Genomic DNA, 16,876 nt, shown 5'->3' on the forward strand with positions numbered 1-16,876 from the left:
GTGTCAGACCCAACGTGTAGGCATATGCGCTCCGATGCCGGCTGTTCCGGCGTCGCGGGGGAAAGCCATGGCGATGACGGCGCGCAGTCGAGTGGTCTTCGGGGCAGTCGCAGCGCTCGTCGTGGGTTGCGCGTCCGTCCCGCAGCAGGCCGTCGACCTCTCTGTGACAGCGGGGCGCGACCTCGACGCGGTCCACCGCGCGCACATTGCGCTGCTCGACAGCTATTTCGATCGGATGGAGTCGGACGTCAACGCTTTCGTCGACTCCGAGTACCGGACGTACAGCATCGAGCGCAACATGAAGGACTTCAAGCTCGTCGATAAGATCCGCGACCCGTCCACCGCTGGAGAGGGGCTCGACGCCCTCGACGTGATGGAGGTGTTCGTTGAGGAGATCGTCGCGGACGTCGAAGCGTTCCGCGCGTCCTTGCTCGGGCCGGTGCGCGCGCAGCGCGCTGAGGTTCGGACCGCGATCGAGGATGCATACCGCCGAATCCAGGATGCGCAGGCCATCGTCACCGGCCACCTCGCCTCCGTCCGGCGCGTGCACGATCTGCAGGACGAGATGCTTGCGCGTGCCGGCCTCGAGGGACTTCGCGAGAAGTTCGTCGACACAACGGCCAAGAGCGCAGACGCGATCGCCAAGCTCACGAAGGAGACTGAGTACGTGAGTGGCAAGATGGTCGACTTCCAGAAGGAACTCGAGAAGCTGAAGGCCACTACCGGAGCGCTGAAGAAGTAAGGGAGATTAACGTGCCGACTCGGCGAAACGAGGCGAAAGAGAAGATGCGCCTCGAGCTCAAGGCCATCATCAAGAAGAATAGCGAGGCGTTCCAGGGCGAGTTCGCGGAGGAGATCAAAGGACTACTTGGCCTTTCGCGCGAGGAGATCGACGCGATCACCCCCGACGTTACCGACCTCGCGACCTACGCCACGCTGATCGAGGTGGTGAAGGACGCCTCGAGGAAGAACCTGTCCCAGGCCGAACTGAAGGCTCGGGTCCGCGCGCTCGGGGGCGTCGCGGTCGAGATCGCGAAGAAGGTGCCGCGTCTCGCGAAGCTCCTCGCCTGACTGGATCGGAGGTCCGGATGCCCGGCGCGTATGCGCACCTCACGCTCGTGGCGATCGCGAGGGAGCCTGCCGAACTCGAGGCGGCAGGCGTCTCGGAACAGGCGATCGTCGCGCTCCTCGACTTTGCAAAGTACTGCGAGCTCGGGGCGGTGAGCCCTGACTACCCTTACCTCGCGATCACGCATCCCGCACAGAAGGAGTGGGCCGACGCGATGCACTACGTACGGACGCGCGAGGTGATCTCCTCCGGGATCACGCGGCTCCGGACGATGCAGGGCGACGCAGCTCGAAAGTGCTTGGCGTGGCTCCTGGGATACGCCGCCCACGTCACGACCGACATGACCATTCACCCGGTCGTCGAGAAGAAGGTTGGCCCGTATCGCGGAAACGAGCTCCAGCATCGCATCTGCGAGATGCACCAGGACGCGTACATCTTTCAGCGCCTCGAGCTCGGCGGAATCGAGTTCGCCGAGTACCTGGATCACGGCATCGCTGCGTGCTCGAGCCCGTCGGACCACGATCGCCTCGACGGCGATGTCGCGACGCTCTGGACGCAGGTGCTCGGCGAAGTCTACGCCGGCACTCCGATGCCTCAACCGGATCCCGACGCTTGGCACCGCGGCTTTCGTCGCGGCGTCGACAAGTTCGCCGAGTCGGGACGGTACCTGTTCCCGCTCGCGAGGCACGTCGCCCAGGGGCACGGGTTGGTCTACCCGCTGAAGCACGAGATCGATCGTCAGTTCATCGACGACCTCCTCACGCCAAGCGGCGCGCGCCTGCCCTACGACTTGATCTTCGACCGCGCCGTCGCGAACGTCCGCGCACAGTGGGCGCTTATCGCCGCCGAGCTCGCCGGCGGCCCCCTTTACGCCAGCGCTGGCGGAACGTGGAACCTGGACACGGGCCGTGACGGCGATCGTTACGTGTTCTGGGAGGTCGCATGAGGCCACCCGCAGCGAGCGTCCTCTTGATCGCCGCCCTCACTGTACCCTCGTCTGCCTCTTCTGATGACGTGGCCGAGCGCATGTACGCGCTCGCACCCGCCCTGACGCGGCTCACGTCCGCCGTCGAGTCGGCCGTCCGATACAAGAACGCGCCGCCGGGGCTGAGGGACGACGCCTTGCTCGAGTTCGCGACGAGGCACGACCGCAGCCTTCTCGAGCCCCTCAAGAGGTTCCGTGTTCTCGCTAAACGCGAAGGGCGCGATGCCGTCGTGCTCGTGTGCGGTCGAAAGCAGCCCGTGCGCCTCCTTGAGGATGCGGGCTGCAGCGCCAAGCTGGATCGGCACCATTGGCGCTCGCCGGAGCCGCTTCCGTGCGAGTTCACGCTCGACGCCGCGGCGATTTGCGCCGGTTCGGGATCGGCGACCGCTCCTTAACGCTGAGTTTTCCCTGCTCCCTTTGCGCACCGCGGCCATCGGAGTGAAGTCGGCAGACAACCGGCCCGCGGGCTGTTTGCGGCCGAGAGGCGAGTAGACAGGGCGCCACTGGTCATCCACGGAAAGTCTCGACGGGGACGGACACACCGGGCCCAGAACCTTGAGCAGCGTAGGCGTCAGCGCACCGTCCGGCACCACGGGACCTGTCAACGTGAATGAGACAGCGTGTTGCTGAGATCACTGAGGCGCATACTCTGTCGGTGAAGTCTGCCGCGGCTTGTTGATCCAGACCTCGCTCGGTACCGCGCCGGCCGATGGCGCGCCGGCGGGGAACCGCTCGGGCCGGGCGGCGAAGGCGGCCGCGAGGACCACGTCCCGCGCCTGGAGGCGGGCGGCGGCGAGGCCGTGGTGGACGTCGTGCGGCGTAATCAGCCCGAGACTCCGTGGCGGTGCTCGGTGTTGTACCGGCCGGCCTTCCGGAACTGCCAGCCGCAGAAGTCCGCGCAGTGCGCGCGCCCGTCCTCGATGGCCCCGAAGCGACTCAGAGAACGGGTTGTTGTTCGAGACGTGCGGCCGCGAGTGGCTCTTCGTGACGCCCCGCCGCTACGGCGGCCTCGTCCACGCCTTCTGCGTCCTCTCGAACCACGCACACGTGGGCCTCGCCGACCCTGACGGCCGGCACCTCGCATTCATGCAGTACCTCGACTCCCTCGCCGCGCGGGCAGCGAACGCGTCTCTGTGACGTTTCGAGGGCACGCAGGAGTCGACCCGCCAGGCTTCGATTTTGACGGAGCGTCCCGGTTACTCTCGGGCGGGGCGCCGCGCCCAGGGTGAAGCACCGCAGGCGCAACTAGTTGCGGGAGCCCCCTACCCAGCGGGTTGGCTACTGCTCGAGCAGCTCGAATTTCACGAAGTCCGATAGCGGAAAAGTCGCGCTTCCGACGTGACCAGCGCGGTCGTAGATCGGGCCGTAGCAGCCGTAGCCGGGACTCCCGAACCAGCGTGGCTCGGTCGCAGAGACGATTTCGTACGCGAGGTCTGGGGACAGTCCCGGGCTGCATGCGCCATTGAAGAGTTGTGGAATTGGCATGGTGAGGCCGAAGAACTGGTCACCGGTACGTACGGTGCAGTTGGAATCCGCAAACGTGCTACCGCCGCTGTAACACGTCATTTGGGGAAGACACACTGACTCCCCCGCGTCGTTCACGGTAACGGTACAAGGAATCCCGAGTTTCGTATCGATGAACCCTTGCGCGGGTTGCGTCATTCGCGATCCATCGGCTCCCACATAGACCCGGGTTTCTGCGCGGAGACGAGAGCCGCCCACGTACGGCAGTCCCGAGTCTCCAGGATCGCCCTTCACACCCGGAGGACCCGGCGGCCCCGCGGGGCCCACAGGGCCAAGCGCGCCCGGAACGCCCGCAACGCCGCGTTCCCCGGGTACTCCAGGCGCGCCGTTGCACGCCGTCGTCTCGACGCCCTGCGTGATGAAGCGGGTGCCGCCGAACGGACACAGCAAATCGCCGGGCGAGACCGGAATCGCGAGGACGGACTCGCCGGCCTGCCCCTTCTCGTTCCACGTGATTCTCACTTCGGTGGATCTGCACGCCTCGACGGCCGTATCGATCACGCGGAGCTTGCCCGTCTCCTTTTGAAAGCAGGACGTGTACGTACCGTTCGCATCCGGTATGGACGCGAGCACGAGCAGAAGTGGAGCGAGACTTGTCATCGGTTCCCCTGAACCTGCGGATCAGCCGAACTCAGTACCAAGGACGCGGGAAAGCGTCTGTCCCCTGGCCATGGCGTTCACGAGGCCGAGACGGTTGCTTCCGTGCGTTTCCCCACACCCGCCAGTTCCGTTCGCGCTCCGCGATCAGTCAGTCGGTCCAGTACGGCGCGATCGCCTGGTGCGGAGTCCTCTCGCGCGCAGCTCGAACGGCAGCGTCTGAGCCGTCGCCCTCCCAGCGTAGTTGTTCGTGCGCGTGTCGCTCCAGCCTCTCGACTTGCTCCAGGTGCATCCGCGCAACCGCTTCCTTTTCTCGGCCGCGCGAATCACCGTCTCAAGTCTGAGCCGCTCCCGGTCGAGTTAAGGCAAGGAAGCGTGCACGGAAGCGAGCTGGCGTTCACAGGCGTTCCAGGTTCTCAAGAACTTCGCGGAGGGCACTGTTCGCCTGGCACCATCCGTCGAACGCCTGAGTCCACCGAGGCTGGATGTCGCCGAGCTGCCGCCGCACTTTTCGACAGCATCGTCGCTCATCGCTGCACTCGCGTCCCCTGGGATGTCCCCTGCTGACGCCCGTCCCCTGGACACCAAGTACAAAGTGCCGGAACCGTAAGGATTCCGAGCCCTTCAAGTCGGGGAGACAGGATTTGAACGAGGTGGTCAAACAACAGCTAACTGCGCGACGGCACACTGCTTTTCCCGTTCAAGCGGCCGTTCGCGAGCTCTTCGCGACCAAACTCGAGTCCAGTGGAGTCCAGAGGTTACCAGCCCAGTCCAGCCGAGTTTTGGTCGTATTTTGGTCGCGACCGCGTAGCTGAAACGGGCACGCGGAGCCGGGTCGCAGGTTCAAATCACGAGCGGGCCTTGGCGGACAATCACCTCCTGGTGGACGAGGGCCATTCCGTTCGTCGTGCGCGTGAACCGGGCGAGCCTCACGGGACCCCGAACTCAATGAACGCGATGTCGCCTGTCCACGCCGCCGTGGCGTAGGCCCAGGGATACACCTCCTTGGCACCGTTCCCGGGGTTGTGGAGCACCGCTTCGTTCTCAGAGCACCCCGCCGCGACGAAGCAATGGATCCCATTCGGCGTCCTCGCCGGAAACAGCACCGGGATGCCAAGGCGGTTCAGCTCGCGCACCCGGGCAGCAACGTCGAGTGGGTGCTCGTTCTTCACCGAGTGCTTCATCCCGAGCTTCTTGAAGGCGGCCGACAGCTGCGCGAACCCCGACCCCGACCAGCCGGCGGGCGGGTACATGACGGCGATAAGCTCCTCTTCGGTCGGAGCCTGCTCTCCGGCGGCAGACAGGACGCTGCGGGTGCAGGCGGGGATGCAGCCCTTAGCCGGGTCGGTCTGCTTGATGATCTGGAACATCGGAGCGCCTCGACGTGGAGCACTACCGTGCGTCCTTCTAACGTTCCGTGAAGTCGCGAATCTTCACGCGAAAGCTGGACTGGTCGCCGCCGACGACTTCAAGCTGGTAGTCCCGCGCGCAACCGGAGCACGGCACCTCGGTGCTCTTCAACTGGCGTGGGGGGCTCTCGCTCACCTCGTACTTGATGGCGAAGCCGCAGCCAGGGCACCTAATGTCTCCCTTGGTGAACCGCACATTGCTCGAGTCGGACATCGGTTCTCCTGTTTTGGTTCGGGTGGAGGCGGATGTTCCGCGTAGAATCGCCGCGTGCGCGGCGCTCCGCAACACGAGCCGCACGACCGGCACCCGTGAGCTAGAAGACGCGAGAGCGCATCTACCTCGACAGCTTCTTGAAAGCGGTCGGGTGGTCGTGTGCGCCGAGCGACGTCGCGGAAGGCGAGCCCCGACTTCGTTGTCCCGTGCGAGGCCGGACGGTAGGCGTGGAGATCGTCCAAGTCTTCGCGGACCAGACGCCGAAGAAGTCGAAGATGCGGGAGGGTGAGTAGATTCAGCTCCGGTGGCTCGCCGAACTCGCCAGGACTACTACGACTGCGGAGGTCCGCCCGCACGGGTTCAACTCCAGGTCCAGCCCAGCTACTTCGAGAAGATCCGCGGAAAGATTCCCCCTGAGTTGCGCGCCAAGATCATCGAACGCCTCATAGCGAGAGTGCGTCGGGTGAAGTCCGGCGACCATCTCACGTCCCGCATCCGGCAAGCACCAAGATCTTCTCGTCACGCTCTCGATCTGGGCGCTTCCGCCTTCGTTTGCGCGCTACTCACGGTGGCGACTCGGGAACGATGCGGTCGGGTGAGCCCGGAAGCTCCTCCGAAGCCATGTCGAGGACCTGATCGCAAGAAGGCGGCTCTTCTTCCCGAGTACCGCCGCCGTGCGAGCTTGTGCTCGTGTTCGTCGCGGACAAGTTTCTCGTGTCCGGAATGATCATCTGGGAAGGCGCGCGGCACTCTCCGAAAGGGTTTGACGCTGGTACCTGCTCCACTTTCCGGACGGAGACGTCGACCGCGTCGGGTAGTTCATTCCAATCTTCAGTCGTCTTCGTCCGGGATGAGCCTCTCGTCGAACTCGGTCATGGCGGCGCCGAGGTCGAGGCGGGCACCCCACCGGCGCTCGCGCTCCTGGTCGTCGTACCTCCAGAACGAGTCCGCCTTGTCATCCGCGAACTCCGGCCAGAGCTCGGGTGTCTCGATGAGCCGCTCCATGCAGTGGCGAGCGAGGAGCTCGGACTCAGCCGCGCGCCGGAACGCCCGCATGCGCGCCTGGGCCCGCGGGAGCGGAGGCAGCATCGCATCAGGCGGGTGGAAGTGCTCGGCGTTGCTCCGGATCATGTAGAGCTCGCGGCACGCCCCGAGGTCGCCGGGCGTGACGAAGGTGCCGCACCGCTCCTTGAACTGGTTCTTGTTCCAGGCGCGGCTGATCCCGTCCACGGAGCGCACGAACTGGTGGACGGTTTCGGACACGTCGCCCTCCTGGAAGGCCTTGAGAAATGTGTTCACCGCCAGCTTCATCCGACGCATGCCGCGGGTGGCGAGCAGGGCGAGGAGTCCCTCCGCGAGCTTCGCCGCCCGGCGGAGCCGTTCCTCCGTGGCCAAGCCGTTAGGGAGGCCGCGGACGTGGAACACCATATTCAGGTTCGAGGCGGAGCGGACCTCCACGCGGCCGTCCACGTTCGCGCCGGTGAGCCGGTTCCCCTGGCCACCGATCCACAAGGGCCCTGTGAGGAACAGGGCGTAGTACAGGGCGTCCACGCGCCGCAGGAGCGTCTGGTTGTCGCCGTCCAGCACCTCCGGATGTGCGGTCGGCCCCGTCGCCAGCAGGATCACATCTGCATCCCGTAGAGCGCCCGTCCGGATCGACCCGAGCCAGTCCTTCCAGTGGTCCGTGATGTCCACCGAACCCTCGGGAAGCGCGAAGTACCCCGCTCCGAGGTCCAGCGGCGCGGAGAGGTCGGTGCCGCACTTGAGGGAGATGAGCGCGAACTTCTCGCCGGGCTTCACGGGAAGCTTCATGACGGGATCCTAGCCGCCCACTCCGTCCTTCCCACCGGGTGATCTGCGGGGTGAAGCTGGAAGGGCATGGACACGAGCACGCCTCCGAACCGCACCCCCCAGACGGCCGCCTCGAAGGCGAACGGCGCTACCAGCTCCGGCCCCGTAACGCCCGCCGGAAGGGGATTTCCTCCACCAACGGCACCACCCACGGCCTCGCCAGCCGCGGCGTCCTGCTGCGACGAGCTTCTTCGCCGCCTTCCTCGCCGTCGCCTCCTTGATCTCCGTGCCCTGGGTGAGCGTGGAAATGCGGAGGGCCTCCCCCTCGGACGCGGGCGCGTTCTGGAGCAGGACCTTTTCGGCCGCGGCGGTAACGACGCCGCCCTCGTCGGGGGGCTCGTAGCTGTGCTCGGTGAGCTCGACGTACTGCACCCTGGGCGTCGCCGGAACGCGAGAGGGCGTGCAGCACCCGGACGGCGGAGGAGGTCTGCCCCTCGGGCCGGCGGAGCGAGACGATGATGTCCACGGCGCCCGCGAAGGCGGAGCTGCCCCGGCCGCCATCCCACGACGTCGCTGGATACCTTCTTCTCATGGTGGACGGCGATCACCGCGAGGCCCCGGGCGGCCTCCTGGAGCGGCTTCAGGGGCCTCCAGGGCGGCGCCGGCCTCGTTCTCCGTGTCGCCGCGGAGCGCGCGGAACTGAGCGATGGTGTCGACGACGAGGATTTTCCCCGATCTCCTTCGCCACCTGGCACGCCGCTGCGACCTGCTCGGCGAAGTACGTGCCACGCTTCTGGATGTGGGAAGGACGCGCGGACCGTGCGGCTCGCGGCAGGAACCCCTATCACCCCATATCCCGAGAATTACTCGCGATTTTTTCTAGGGCTACGGGTCGCGCGACAGTGGCGCCGGAGTCGGGGACAGGGAAGGCTATCGTGGGGCCCAATCAAACCGGACTCGGCTGCGCAAGAGGTGCTGGTGGCCTCCCCCGCACGTCCGCCAGCGGTGTAGAACGGTTGGGGACCCTTGTAGGCGACTCTACCTGCCCTCCTGTGCGGGATCGACACCGGTGGCCAAGACGTCCCCCGCACACTCATCTCCGCCGTCCTCCATTCCGGCGCTCACCGACCAGCGGCTCTCGAGACCGTGACCAGTCCCAGAATGTCCCCTCCCGCAAGTCCGAACACGCCCGAGAAGAAGGCTCGAGAGAAGATCGACGCCCTCCTGGAGCAGTCTGGCTGGGTGGTCCAGGACCGGGCGGAGATGAATCTCACCCTCCCCGCCGTCGCGGTGCGTGAGTTCGCCCTCGCCAAGGGTCATGGCTTCGCCGACTACCTCCTCTTCCTGGACGGCCAGCCGGTCGGAGTCTGCGAGGCCAAGAAGACTGGCACGCCGGTCCGCGACGTCGAGGTCCAGGCCAACAAGTACGTCCGCGGTGTGCCGCCCGAGCTCGACACGGATCGCAAAGACCTCCCCTTCGTCTACATCTCCACTGGCGACGAGACGGCGTTCTACAATCTCCTCGATCCGCACCCACGCACTCGCGAGATCTTCACGTTTCACCGGCCGGAGACCGTGAGGGAATGGCTTTCCGCCGACACGCTTGATGCCTGGATCAAGCTCTCCGGGGGCTTCTTCACCGCCGCGGACGACGAGAAGCCTTCCACGTTGCGGGCTCGCCTGCGCGCCATGCCGCCGATAGTCCTGCCGGGCCTCTGGCCCAACAAGGTGCAGGCGGTCACCAACATCGAGAAGAGCATGTTCGACGACCGGCCGCGCTCGCTGATCCAGATGGCCACCGGCACCGGCAAGACGCTGCTGGCGGTGACCACGCTCTACCGACTGATCAAGTTCGGCGGCGCGCGGCGAGTGCTCTTCCTGGTCGACCGCGCCAACCTGGGCGAGCAGGCGGAGAAAGAGTTCCAGGCCTTCCGCACCCCCGACGACAAGCGCAAGTTCACCGAGTTGTACGGAGTCCAGCGGCTCACCACAAACACCATTGGCGCCTCGAGCAAGGTGGTCATCTCGACCATCCAGCGGCTCTACTCCGTTCTCAGAGGCGAGCCGGTACTCGATCCCGAGGCCGAGGAGGGGGAGGCCTTCGATAGCGACGAGGTCGAGCGGAGGGAGCCGCTGCCCGTCGTCTACAATCGGTCGGTCCCGCCGGAGTTCTTCGACGTCATCTTCATCGACGAGTGCCACCGCAGCATCTACTCGTTATGGCGACAGGTGATCGAATACTTCGACGCCTACCTGCTCGGCCTTACGGCGACTCCCGCCAAGCACACCTACGGCTTCTTCGACCAAAACGTGGTCATGGAGTACCCGCACGAGCAGGCTGTGGCCGACGGCGCCAACGTCGATTTTGACGTCTACAAGATCCGCACTGAGATCACCGCCAAGGGCTCCACCGTCCAGGCGGGCCGGGGCGTCATGCTGGGCTACCGGGACCGGCTGACCCGCAAGACTCGCTGGGAGGCTCCGGACGAGGACGTTTCCTACGAGGCCGGTGATCTCGACCGGAACGTGGTTGCCGTCGACCAGATCCGCCTCATCGTGAAGACCTTACGCGACAAGGTGTTGAAGGAGACGTTCCCCGATCGCACCGAGGTGCCGAAAACCCTCATCTTCGCCAAGGACGACAGCCACGCGGAGGACATCGTCAAGGTCCTCCGCGAGGAGTTCGGAAAGGGCAACGACTTCGCCCAGAAGATCACCTACAAGGCCTCCAACGCGAAGCCGGCCGACCTCATCCAGAGCTTCCGCAACAGCTACTTCCCGAGGGTGGCGGTCACCGTTGACCTCATTGCCACTGGCACCGACATCAAGCCGGTCGAGATCGTGATGTTCATGCGCACGGTCAAGTCCCGCGTGCTTTTCGAGCAGATGAAGGGCCGCGGCGTGCGAGTCATCGGCAAGGACGAGCTGCGGGCGGTAACACCGGACGCGAAGGCCAAGACGCACTTCCTGATCGTCGACTGCGTCGGGGTCTGCGAGGCCAAGCTGGCCGATACCCGGCCGCTGGAGAAAAGCCCGAGCGTGTCGTTCAAGGCGCTGCTGGATCACGTCGCCTCCGGTGGCACCAACGATGAGTACATCTCGTCCCTGGCGGGCCGGCTGGCGCGCCTAGACAAGCAGTGCGGTCCCGAGGAGCGTCAGCGCATCGCCCAGGTCTCCGGCGGACTGACGCTCTCCCAACTCTCGACCGCGCTCCTCCACTCCGTTGACGACGACGTGCAGGTCGACGCGGCCCGCAAGAAGTTCAAGCTCACGGCCAAGCATGAGCCGACGGAGGCGCAGCTCAAGGAGGCCGCCAAGCCCCTCAAGCTGGCCGCGACCAAGGCGCTCATGGGCGCGCCCGCCCTGCGCATGCTCCTCGTCGACCTCAAGCAGAAGTTCGAGCAGGTCGTCGACACGGTCAGCATCGACCGCTTGGTGGAGAAGGACACCGGCTACGGGCCCGAGGCCAAGAAGCGGGCTCAGGCGCTGGTCGATTCATTTGAGAAGTTCCTGGCCGGAAACAAGCGGGAGCTCGACGCGCTCCAGTTCTTCTACTCGGTGCCGCACCGGAAGCGGCTCCGCTACGCGGACATCAAGGCGCTGGCCGACGCCATCTCGGCGCCACCGCGGTCCTGGACGCCGGAACTCCTCTGGCAGGCGTACCAGACGCTGGAGCGGTCCAAGGTGCGCGGCGCCTCCGCCGGACGGCTCCTCACCGACGTGGTGAGCCTGGTCCGGTTCGCCCTGCACAAGGATGACGAACTCGTGCCGCACGCCGACCGCGTCCAGAAACGCTACCAGAACTGGCTGGCCCAGCAGGCAAACAAGGGCCGGACCTTCACCGACGAGCAGCAGCGCTGGCTCGACATGATGAAGGGGCACATCGCGGTGAGCGTGGAAATGGCGACTGACGACTTCGATCTCACGCCCTTCGTGGAGAAGGGCGGGTTGGCGAAGGCGACGAAGGTGTTCGGGAAGGAGCTTCCGGCCGTGGTGCGTGAGCTGAATGAGGTACTGGCGGCATGAGCTTCACTGAATCGGTAGCCGACATCGTCCAGGCCAACACGAACGGCCTTCTCGCGAAGCATTCCTCTTGGGGAAGGGTGCCGCTACGCGACGTGTTCTACGTGCAGAACGGATTCCCCTTCGAGTCGAAGTACTTCAACGCGTGCGGCGATGGTAAGCCGCTCCTCCGAATCCGGGACATCGTGTCCGGTACAACGGAGACCTTCTACAGCGGCCCTTACGACGACGAGTTCATCGTCAAGCCCGGTGACATCGTCGTGGGCATGGACGGGGATTTCAACATCCGTGCGTGGAGGGGGCCCGAAGCCTTGCTCAACCAGCGGGTGTGCCGCCTGGCTCCGCGAGGCGGTTATCTCCAAGAGCTTCTACCCTGGGTGCTTCAGGGCTACCTCAACGCTATCAACGCGAGCACGTCCGCGATCACGGTCAAGCACCTGTCATCCCGGACCGTGGAGGAAATCCCCCTGCCGCTACCCCCGGCTAGCGAGCAGGGCAGGCTCTTGGAGTCGCTCGAGAGCGAGATGTCCCGCCTCGACGCGGCGGAGACGTCCCTCCAATACGTCCGAGGACGGCTCCAGGCGTACCGCGCGTCGGTCTTGAAAGCCGCGGTCGAGGGCCGGCTGGTACCGACGGAGGCGGAGCTGGCCCGGAAGGAGGGGCGAGAGTACGAGGCGGCTTCGGTCCTGCTCGACCGCATCCTCAAGGAGCGTCGACATCGGTGGGAGGAGAACGAGCTCGCGCGCCTGATGAAGGCCGGCAAGGCGCCGAAGGACGACAGGTGGAAGAAGAAATACGAGGAACCCGAGGCGCCCGACACGCGCAAGTTGTCCGAACTGCCGCAGGGATGGTGCTGGGCCAGCATCGAGCAACTTTCACTAAGAGTGTTCTACGGGACCTCGGCGAAGACCTCCCAGGACGGTGAGGTGCCGGTGTTGCGGATGGGCAACATCATCGATGGCGTCCTCGACCTCGCGGATCTGAAGTACCTCCCCGCCGACCACCCGGAGTTCCCGGAGCTCTTCCTGAAGAGGGGTGACCTCCTATTCAATCGAACCAACAGTGCCGAACTCGTGGGAAAGACCGCGGTGTACCGGGGCCACCCCCCCACCGCCTCGTTTGCTTCGTACCTGATCGGTGCCCGTCTGCTCGTAGACGCCGGGTGGGTCTCCCATGTCATCAACTCCCCCTACGGCCGCCACTGGGCCTCGGATGTGGCCGTCCAGCAGGTCGGGCAGGCCAACATCAACGGCTCCAAGCTCAAGGCACTCGCTGTTCCCCTACCGCCGTTGGCCGAGTTTGACCGCATCCTGTCTCAGGTTGATCGGGCTCACTCGAGTTCTCAAAACGTGATGACAACGCTCCAGCGAGAGCAACTCCGGGTCGCCCGCCTCCGCCAGGGGATCCTCAAGTGGGCATTCGAGGGCAAGCTCGTGGACCAGGACCCCGCCGACGAGCCTGCCGGGAGGCTCCTGGCCCGCATCCGCGCCGCGCGCGCCACCACTACCACCATCAAGAAGTCGAAGAACGGCAAGGAGCGGCTGGCTGGATGAGCGACCAGAGCGAGCGGATCGTCAAGAAGTTGTGGAGCTACTGCCAGGTGCTCCGCGATGACGGCCTGTCCTACCAGGACTACCTGGAGCAGCTCACGTTCCTGCTCTTTCTCAAGATGGCCAACGAGCGGTCGAAGCTCCTCGACAAGGAGCAGTCCATCCCCAAGGGCCACCGCTGGGAGGACCTGGCGAATCCCAAGATGGAGGGGACTAAGCTCGAGACCCATTACCGCGAGACGCTCAAGAAGCTCGGCGAACAGGGCGGGATGCTCGGGCTCATATTCCGGAAGTCGCAGAACAAGATTCAAGATCCCGCCAAGCTCCGCAAGTTGGTAGTCGACCTCATCGGCAACGAGTCCTGGCTCGAGATGACCGCCGACGTGAAGGGCGACGCTTATGAGGGGTTGCTGGAGCGGAACGCCCAGGACGTGAAGGGCGGCGCAGGCCAGTACTTCACCCCCCGGCCGCTCATCGACGCTATCGTCGACTGCATCCGGCCGCGGCCTGGCGAGGTTATCGCCGATCCGGCCTGCGGCACCGGCGGTTTCCTGCTCGCGGCAAACCACTTCTTGGCGACTCAGTACAAGCTGGACAAGACCCAGAAGCTCTTCCTCAAGCTCGACGCGCTCCGTGGGATCGAACTTGTCGACGGCGTGGCACGCCTCTGCGCCATGAACCTCTTCCTGCACGGCGTCGGCCCGGACGACGACAAGAAGGCGCCCCCTATCAAAGGCGGCGAGGACTCGCTGCGCAACGAGCCCTCCTCGACTGTCGACGTGGTGCTCACGAATCCGCCCTTCGGCAAGAAGTCGAGCATCACCGTGGTCAACGAAGAAGGCGAGACCGACAAGGAGTCGATCACCTACAACCGGCCCGACTTCTGGACCACCACCAGCAACAAGCAGCTCAACTTCCTCCAGCACGTGAAGTCGATGCTCAAGATCCATGGACGGGCGGCAGTGGTGGTGCCCGATAACGTGCTGTTCGAGGGCGGGCCCGGCGAGAAGATCCGCCGCAAGCTCCTCCAGGAGTGCGATGTCCACACCATCCTTCGGCTGCCCACTGGCATCTTCTACGCCCAGGGCGTCAAGGCCAACGTCCTCTTCTTCGAGCGCAAGCCGGGCGCGAAGGAGCCCTGGACGAAGAAGGTCTGGTACTACGACCTCCGCACGAACAAGGACTTCACGCTCAAGACCCGTCGCATGACGCGGGCTGACCTCGACGAGTTCGTGGCCTGCTACCGCCCGGAGAACCGGAACGACCGCAAGCAACTCTGGAGCGAGAAGAAGAACCCCCAGGGGCGGTGGCGGGTGTTCACCTACGAGGAGCTCGTCTCCCGCGACAAGTGCAGCCTCGACATCTTCTGGCTCAAGGACGAGAGCCTCGAGGACTCGGCCAAACTGCCTGCGCCGCACGTGCTCGCCGAAGAGATCGCCGACGAGCTCCGGTCAGCCGTTGAGCAGATCGAAGCTGTCCTCGGGGATCTACAACTGCGGGCGGAGCGAGTCCTGAACGGGTCTTGAGGTCGCTGTAGACGTCTGCCGGCCCGATGGAAGTACCGAAGCTCCCCGCAACGCCGACCCCCGGTGCTGCACGGGCCGACCACATGCCTGAATGTCCGCATTCCGTCGCATACTGCTACGGAACGGACATGCCCACGTACCTCCCTATCCCCCGCAGCCAATACCCCCGCACCGAGCAGGACCTCGCGACCATGTCGTCCGAGCGGCTCGGCGGCAAGGCCTCGCTGCACCTCGCCCGTGAGAAGGTCGAGAAGACGGCCATGGTGAACGGTGCACCCGTGGCGAGACGGCTGCACGCCATCAGCTGACCGGCGGGCGTAGTGGCGTGGGCGCGAGGAGGTTTCGGCTACTGCATCAGCGCGAGCACGCCGTTCGTAACCAAGTCCTTGATGAACTCCTCCGCTGTCTCCGGCGGGATCATCACGCGCGATGGGTGCGCGGCCATATTGCGGCGGTCGAGCTTCTCCTTGAAAATCTTGTGCTGATCCGGAGTGAGGATCCCGGCTGAACGGCAGACCTCGATAACCTGCGACTCCTTGAGCTCTGCCAAGTCATCGCGCTTGGCGATGACGGAAATGTCTGCGCGCGGGAACCGCTTCGGCAGCGCGACGTTGAAGTCGCCGAGGTGCTTCGCGATGACCCAAGTGCAGAGATGGTCAAAGGCGAGATTCCAGGTCATGACCATCGACGCGCGGTATGCCTTAGACCGGAAGCACGCGATCGCCTCGTCCAAGAAGACCCGCTCGACTTCCTCCGGGAGGCGGGCTGGAAGATCCGCGAGCAGCTTGTCGACGCGGGCCGCGGCCGGGCGCTTCCCCAGCTTCTCGTCAAGCGCTTGTCGAACTCTGCGCTCCAGCACGTAGCCCTCACCGGCACGCAGCGCCTCCTTGGGCTTGCGGCTCAGCATCTTGGACACGTACGGCGAGATCGCCTGAGGCGGCTCCACCCCGAGCCCGTCGAAGCAGCGGCGCAGATCGTCGGTCGTAAAGTACGGCCGGCCCTCGTGCGTCAGCACGAACCACGCGAAGGCCCGCACCTTGTCGGCGTGCGACCATGCCGGGAAACCCGGAGCCGCAGCTAAGTCCTCGAGCAGCACTACGCGCTCGCGCCCATCTTCGCCACGTCGTTCTCGCCGAGGTGGTTGATGGCGTACGCTCCCTTGCCCTCAACCTTGTCGAAGAGGTTGTGCTTACGCTTCAGGTCGCGGAGCGGCTGCGCGGGGTCCGGTGGCACGGGCCACTTCAAGTGGCGGTAACACGTGAAGATTTCGTTCATGGTAACCGACGGAATGTTTCGGAAGTCCTTCAGCCACGCCGCGATCACGAGGTATCTCTTGTAATCGCTGTCCGGCTGCTTTTCGGCGCAGTACGCCTCCAGCGTTACGGGCCCGGACGTCAGGTCAAGCGGGACGACCTGGGGCCTCGGGATGGCGCGCTGGGCCTTTGGACGTGACGGTGCCACGGGCGTTTCCGTCTCGATCTGCTCCTCCTCGATGAAGAGCGAGCCCTGAGGCGGCGGGACCGCGGGCGTGATGTCCACTTCCGCCGGCATCCTTGGCGCCTTCGCCTGCGTGGGCCCCGCCCCGTTAGCAGCGGCGGGGAGCGCGGTGCGCGCCGGGGGCTGGCGCGCAAGCGTCGCCGCGAAGGAGCGCACCGTCTCCTGCAAGGCGGCACTCCCGCCCTCGATCTCGAGGAAGACGAAACGCACCTTCGCCTTATCGTCACGCTCCTGCTTCGCCATGCGGGTTGTTCCTTGAAGTCCGGCCGCTGCCGACCGGTGCCGGTGGTTGGCTACCGTATGCAACTCTACGTGATGGGGCTGACAACACCGCCCGTGCGGTTCCTGCGGCCGGCGGCATCCGGCGCCTGACACCTGAACACTTGATCAGGCGGCCGAGGAAGCGTACGATAGCCCGTGTTCGTCAGCCTAAAGAACGGCCACGTGGACGGCCGGTGGCCCAAGCGACCAGCCGACCCATCGCTCGCCCCTAGCCTTTGGTATCGGAGCATGGAGCCACCGTCCCATGGGATGGTGACTAGGTGCACGCTGGGTGCTACGCTTTGACCTGCCCCCCGACTCTAGACGGCTAGCTTCGTGAGTCCGGTGATACTGCGAGCAAAGCCGTTCGGCGTCTGGTTGTCCAGCGAGCTGTGCGGCCGCACCTCGTTGTAGTCGATCCGATAGGCCT

At 65.3% G+C, this 16,876-nt stretch carries 15 protein-coding genes and 1 pseudogene; 9 read left to right on the forward strand and 7 right to left on the reverse strand.

The genetic code is table 11. From position 1 onward, the window contains the following. Positions 1-67 precede the first annotated feature (67 nt). The 4 genes from MLV88_RS03295 to MLV88_RS03310 all read left to right on the forward strand — a co-directional run bounded on the left by MLV88_RS03295 (position 68) and on the right by MLV88_RS03310 (position 2,449). Positions 68-742, forward strand: a complete 675-nt coding sequence (locus MLV88_RS03295) for a hypothetical protein (RefSeq protein WP_243336841.1) — start codon at positions 68-70, stop codon at positions 740-742. Between the two features lie 11 nt (positions 743-753). Then, positions 754-1,071, forward strand: a complete 318-nt coding sequence (locus MLV88_RS03300; RefSeq protein ID WP_243336843.1) for a hypothetical protein — start codon at positions 754-756, stop codon at positions 1,069-1,071. Between the two features lie 17 nt (positions 1,072-1,088). Beyond that, positions 1,089-2,015 (forward strand): zinc dependent phospholipase C family protein, encoded by a 927-nt coding sequence (locus MLV88_RS03305; RefSeq protein ID WP_243336845.1) that lies wholly within the window; start codon positions 1,089-1,091, stop codon positions 2,013-2,015. A 68-nt stretch (positions 2,016-2,083) separates the two neighbouring features. Further along, positions 2,084-2,449 carry a hypothetical protein gene (locus tag MLV88_RS03310; protein ID WP_243336848.1) on the forward strand — a complete coding sequence of 122 codons (366 nt, stop codon included), beginning with the start codon at positions 2,084-2,086 and terminating at the stop codon, positions 2,447-2,449. 237 nt (positions 2,450-2,686) lie between these two features. Here MLV88_RS03310 and MLV88_RS03315 read toward each other — a convergent pair. Then, positions 2,687-3,046, reverse strand: a pseudogene (locus tag MLV88_RS03315) (IS3 family transposase); the annotation flags it as partial. Here MLV88_RS03315 and MLV88_RS03320 point away from each other — a divergent pair. After that, positions 3,006-3,191, forward strand: a complete 186-nt coding sequence (locus MLV88_RS03320) for a hypothetical protein (RefSeq protein ID WP_243336872.1) — start codon at positions 3,006-3,008, stop codon at positions 3,189-3,191. The pseudogene MLV88_RS03315 and the gene MLV88_RS03320 sit on opposite strands and share 41 nt — an antisense overlap. 141 nt (positions 3,192-3,332) lie before the next feature. Here MLV88_RS03320 and MLV88_RS03325 read toward each other — a convergent pair whose 3' ends face one another. From MLV88_RS03325 to MLV88_RS03335, 3 genes are all read right to left on the reverse strand, one after another. Continuing rightward, a complete protein-coding gene (locus MLV88_RS03325; RefSeq protein WP_243336851.1) occupies positions 3,333-4,178 on the reverse strand; it encodes a hypothetical protein in 846 nt (281 codons plus the stop codon). A 926-nt stretch (positions 4,179-5,104) separates the two neighbouring features. Then, positions 5,105-5,545, reverse strand: a complete 441-nt coding sequence (locus MLV88_RS03330) for a cysteine peptidase family C39 domain-containing protein (RefSeq protein WP_243336853.1) — start codon at positions 5,543-5,545, stop codon at positions 5,105-5,107. A gap of 1,084 nt (positions 5,546-6,629) precedes the next feature. After that, complete coding sequence (locus tag MLV88_RS03335; RefSeq protein WP_243336856.1) at positions 6,630-7,610, reverse strand: hypothetical protein; 981 nt, start codon at positions 7,608-7,610, stop codon at positions 6,630-6,632. Positions 7,611-8,750: 1,140 nt separating this feature from the next. On the opposite strand from MLV88_RS03335, the gene MLV88_RS03340 reads away from it, so the two are divergent. From MLV88_RS03340 to MLV88_RS03355, 4 genes are all read left to right on the forward strand, one after another. Continuing rightward, positions 8,751-11,615 (forward strand): type I restriction endonuclease subunit R, encoded by a 2,865-nt coding sequence (locus tag MLV88_RS03340; RefSeq protein WP_243336858.1) that lies wholly within the window; start codon positions 8,751-8,753, stop codon positions 11,613-11,615. Beyond that, positions 11,612-13,165 carry a restriction endonuclease subunit S gene (locus MLV88_RS03345; RefSeq protein ID WP_243336861.1) on the forward strand — a complete coding sequence of 518 codons (1,554 nt, stop codon included), beginning with the start codon at positions 11,612-11,614 and terminating at the stop codon, positions 13,163-13,165. Before MLV88_RS03340 ends, MLV88_RS03345 begins: the two co-directional genes overlap by 4 nt. Then, the gene (locus MLV88_RS03350; protein WP_243336863.1) at positions 13,162-14,688 is read left to right on the forward strand and encodes a class I SAM-dependent DNA methyltransferase; all 1,527 of its coding nucleotides are present in this window, start codon (positions 13,162-13,164) and stop codon (positions 14,686-14,688) included. The genes MLV88_RS03345 and MLV88_RS03350 overlap by 4 nt, the downstream gene beginning before the upstream one ends. Positions 14,689-14,816: 128 nt before the next feature. After that, positions 14,817-14,996, forward strand: a complete 180-nt coding sequence (locus MLV88_RS03355) for a hypothetical protein (protein ID WP_243336865.1) — start codon at positions 14,817-14,819, stop codon at positions 14,994-14,996. Between the two features lie 38 nt (positions 14,997-15,034). On the opposite strand, the gene MLV88_RS03360 is transcribed toward MLV88_RS03355, so the two are convergent. The 3 genes from MLV88_RS03360 to MLV88_RS24780 all read right to left on the reverse strand — a co-directional run. Next, a complete protein-coding gene (locus MLV88_RS03360) occupies positions 15,035-15,784 on the reverse strand; it encodes a hypothetical protein (RefSeq protein ID WP_243336867.1) in 750 nt (249 codons plus the stop codon). After that, complete coding sequence (locus tag MLV88_RS03365; protein WP_243336869.1) at positions 15,784-16,428, reverse strand: hypothetical protein; 645 nt, start codon at positions 16,426-16,428, stop codon at positions 15,784-15,786. The genes MLV88_RS03360 and MLV88_RS03365 overlap by 1 nt, the downstream gene beginning before the upstream one ends. A 338-nt stretch (positions 16,429-16,766) precedes the next feature. After that, positions 16,767-16,876, reverse strand: a 110-nt coding sequence (locus MLV88_RS24780; protein ID WP_242337485.1) for a transposase, incomplete at its 5' end; no start/stop codon positions are given.

It is taken from the genome of Anaeromyxobacter soli (assembly GCF_022808855.1).
Classification (GTDB): domain Bacteria; phylum Myxococcota; class Myxococcia; order Myxococcales; family Anaeromyxobacteraceae; genus Anaeromyxobacter; species Anaeromyxobacter soli.

Excerpts from the sequence above, each read along its gene's own strand:
- MLV88_RS03295 (WP_243336841.1), top strand. The coding sequence starts at position 68 with ATGGCGATGACGGCGCGCAGTCGAGTGGTCTTCGGGGCAGTCGCAGCG.
- MLV88_RS03325 (WP_243336851.1), bottom strand. The coding sequence starts at position 4,178 with ATGACAAGTCTCGCTCCACTTCTGCTCGTGCTCGCGTCCATACCGGAT.
- MLV88_RS03330 (WP_243336853.1), bottom strand. The coding sequence starts at position 5,545 with ATGTTCCAGATCATCAAGCAGACCGACCCGGCTAAGGGCTGCATCCCC.
- MLV88_RS03355 (WP_243336865.1), top strand. The coding sequence starts at position 14,817 with ATGCCCACGTACCTCCCTATCCCCCGCAGCCAATACCCCCGCACCGAG.
- MLV88_RS03365 (WP_243336869.1), bottom strand. The coding sequence starts at position 16,428 with ATGGCGAAGCAGGAGCGTGACGATAAGGCGAAGGTGCGTTTCGTCTTC.
- MLV88_RS03340 (WP_243336858.1), top strand. The coding sequence starts at position 8,751 with ATGTCCCCTCCCGCAAGTCCGAACACGCCCGAGAAGAAGGCTCGAGAG.
- MLV88_RS03350 (WP_243336863.1), top strand. The coding sequence starts at position 13,162 with ATGAGCGACCAGAGCGAGCGGATCGTCAAGAAGTTGTGGAGCTACTGC.
- MLV88_RS03305 (WP_243336845.1), top strand. The coding sequence starts at position 1,089 with ATGCCCGGCGCGTATGCGCACCTCACGCTCGTGGCGATCGCGAGGGAG.
- MLV88_RS03345 (WP_243336861.1), top strand. The coding sequence starts at position 11,612 with ATGAGCTTCACTGAATCGGTAGCCGACATCGTCCAGGCCAACACGAAC.
- MLV88_RS03335 (WP_243336856.1), bottom strand. The coding sequence starts at position 7,610 with ATGAAGCTTCCCGTGAAGCCCGGCGAGAAGTTCGCGCTCATCTCCCTC.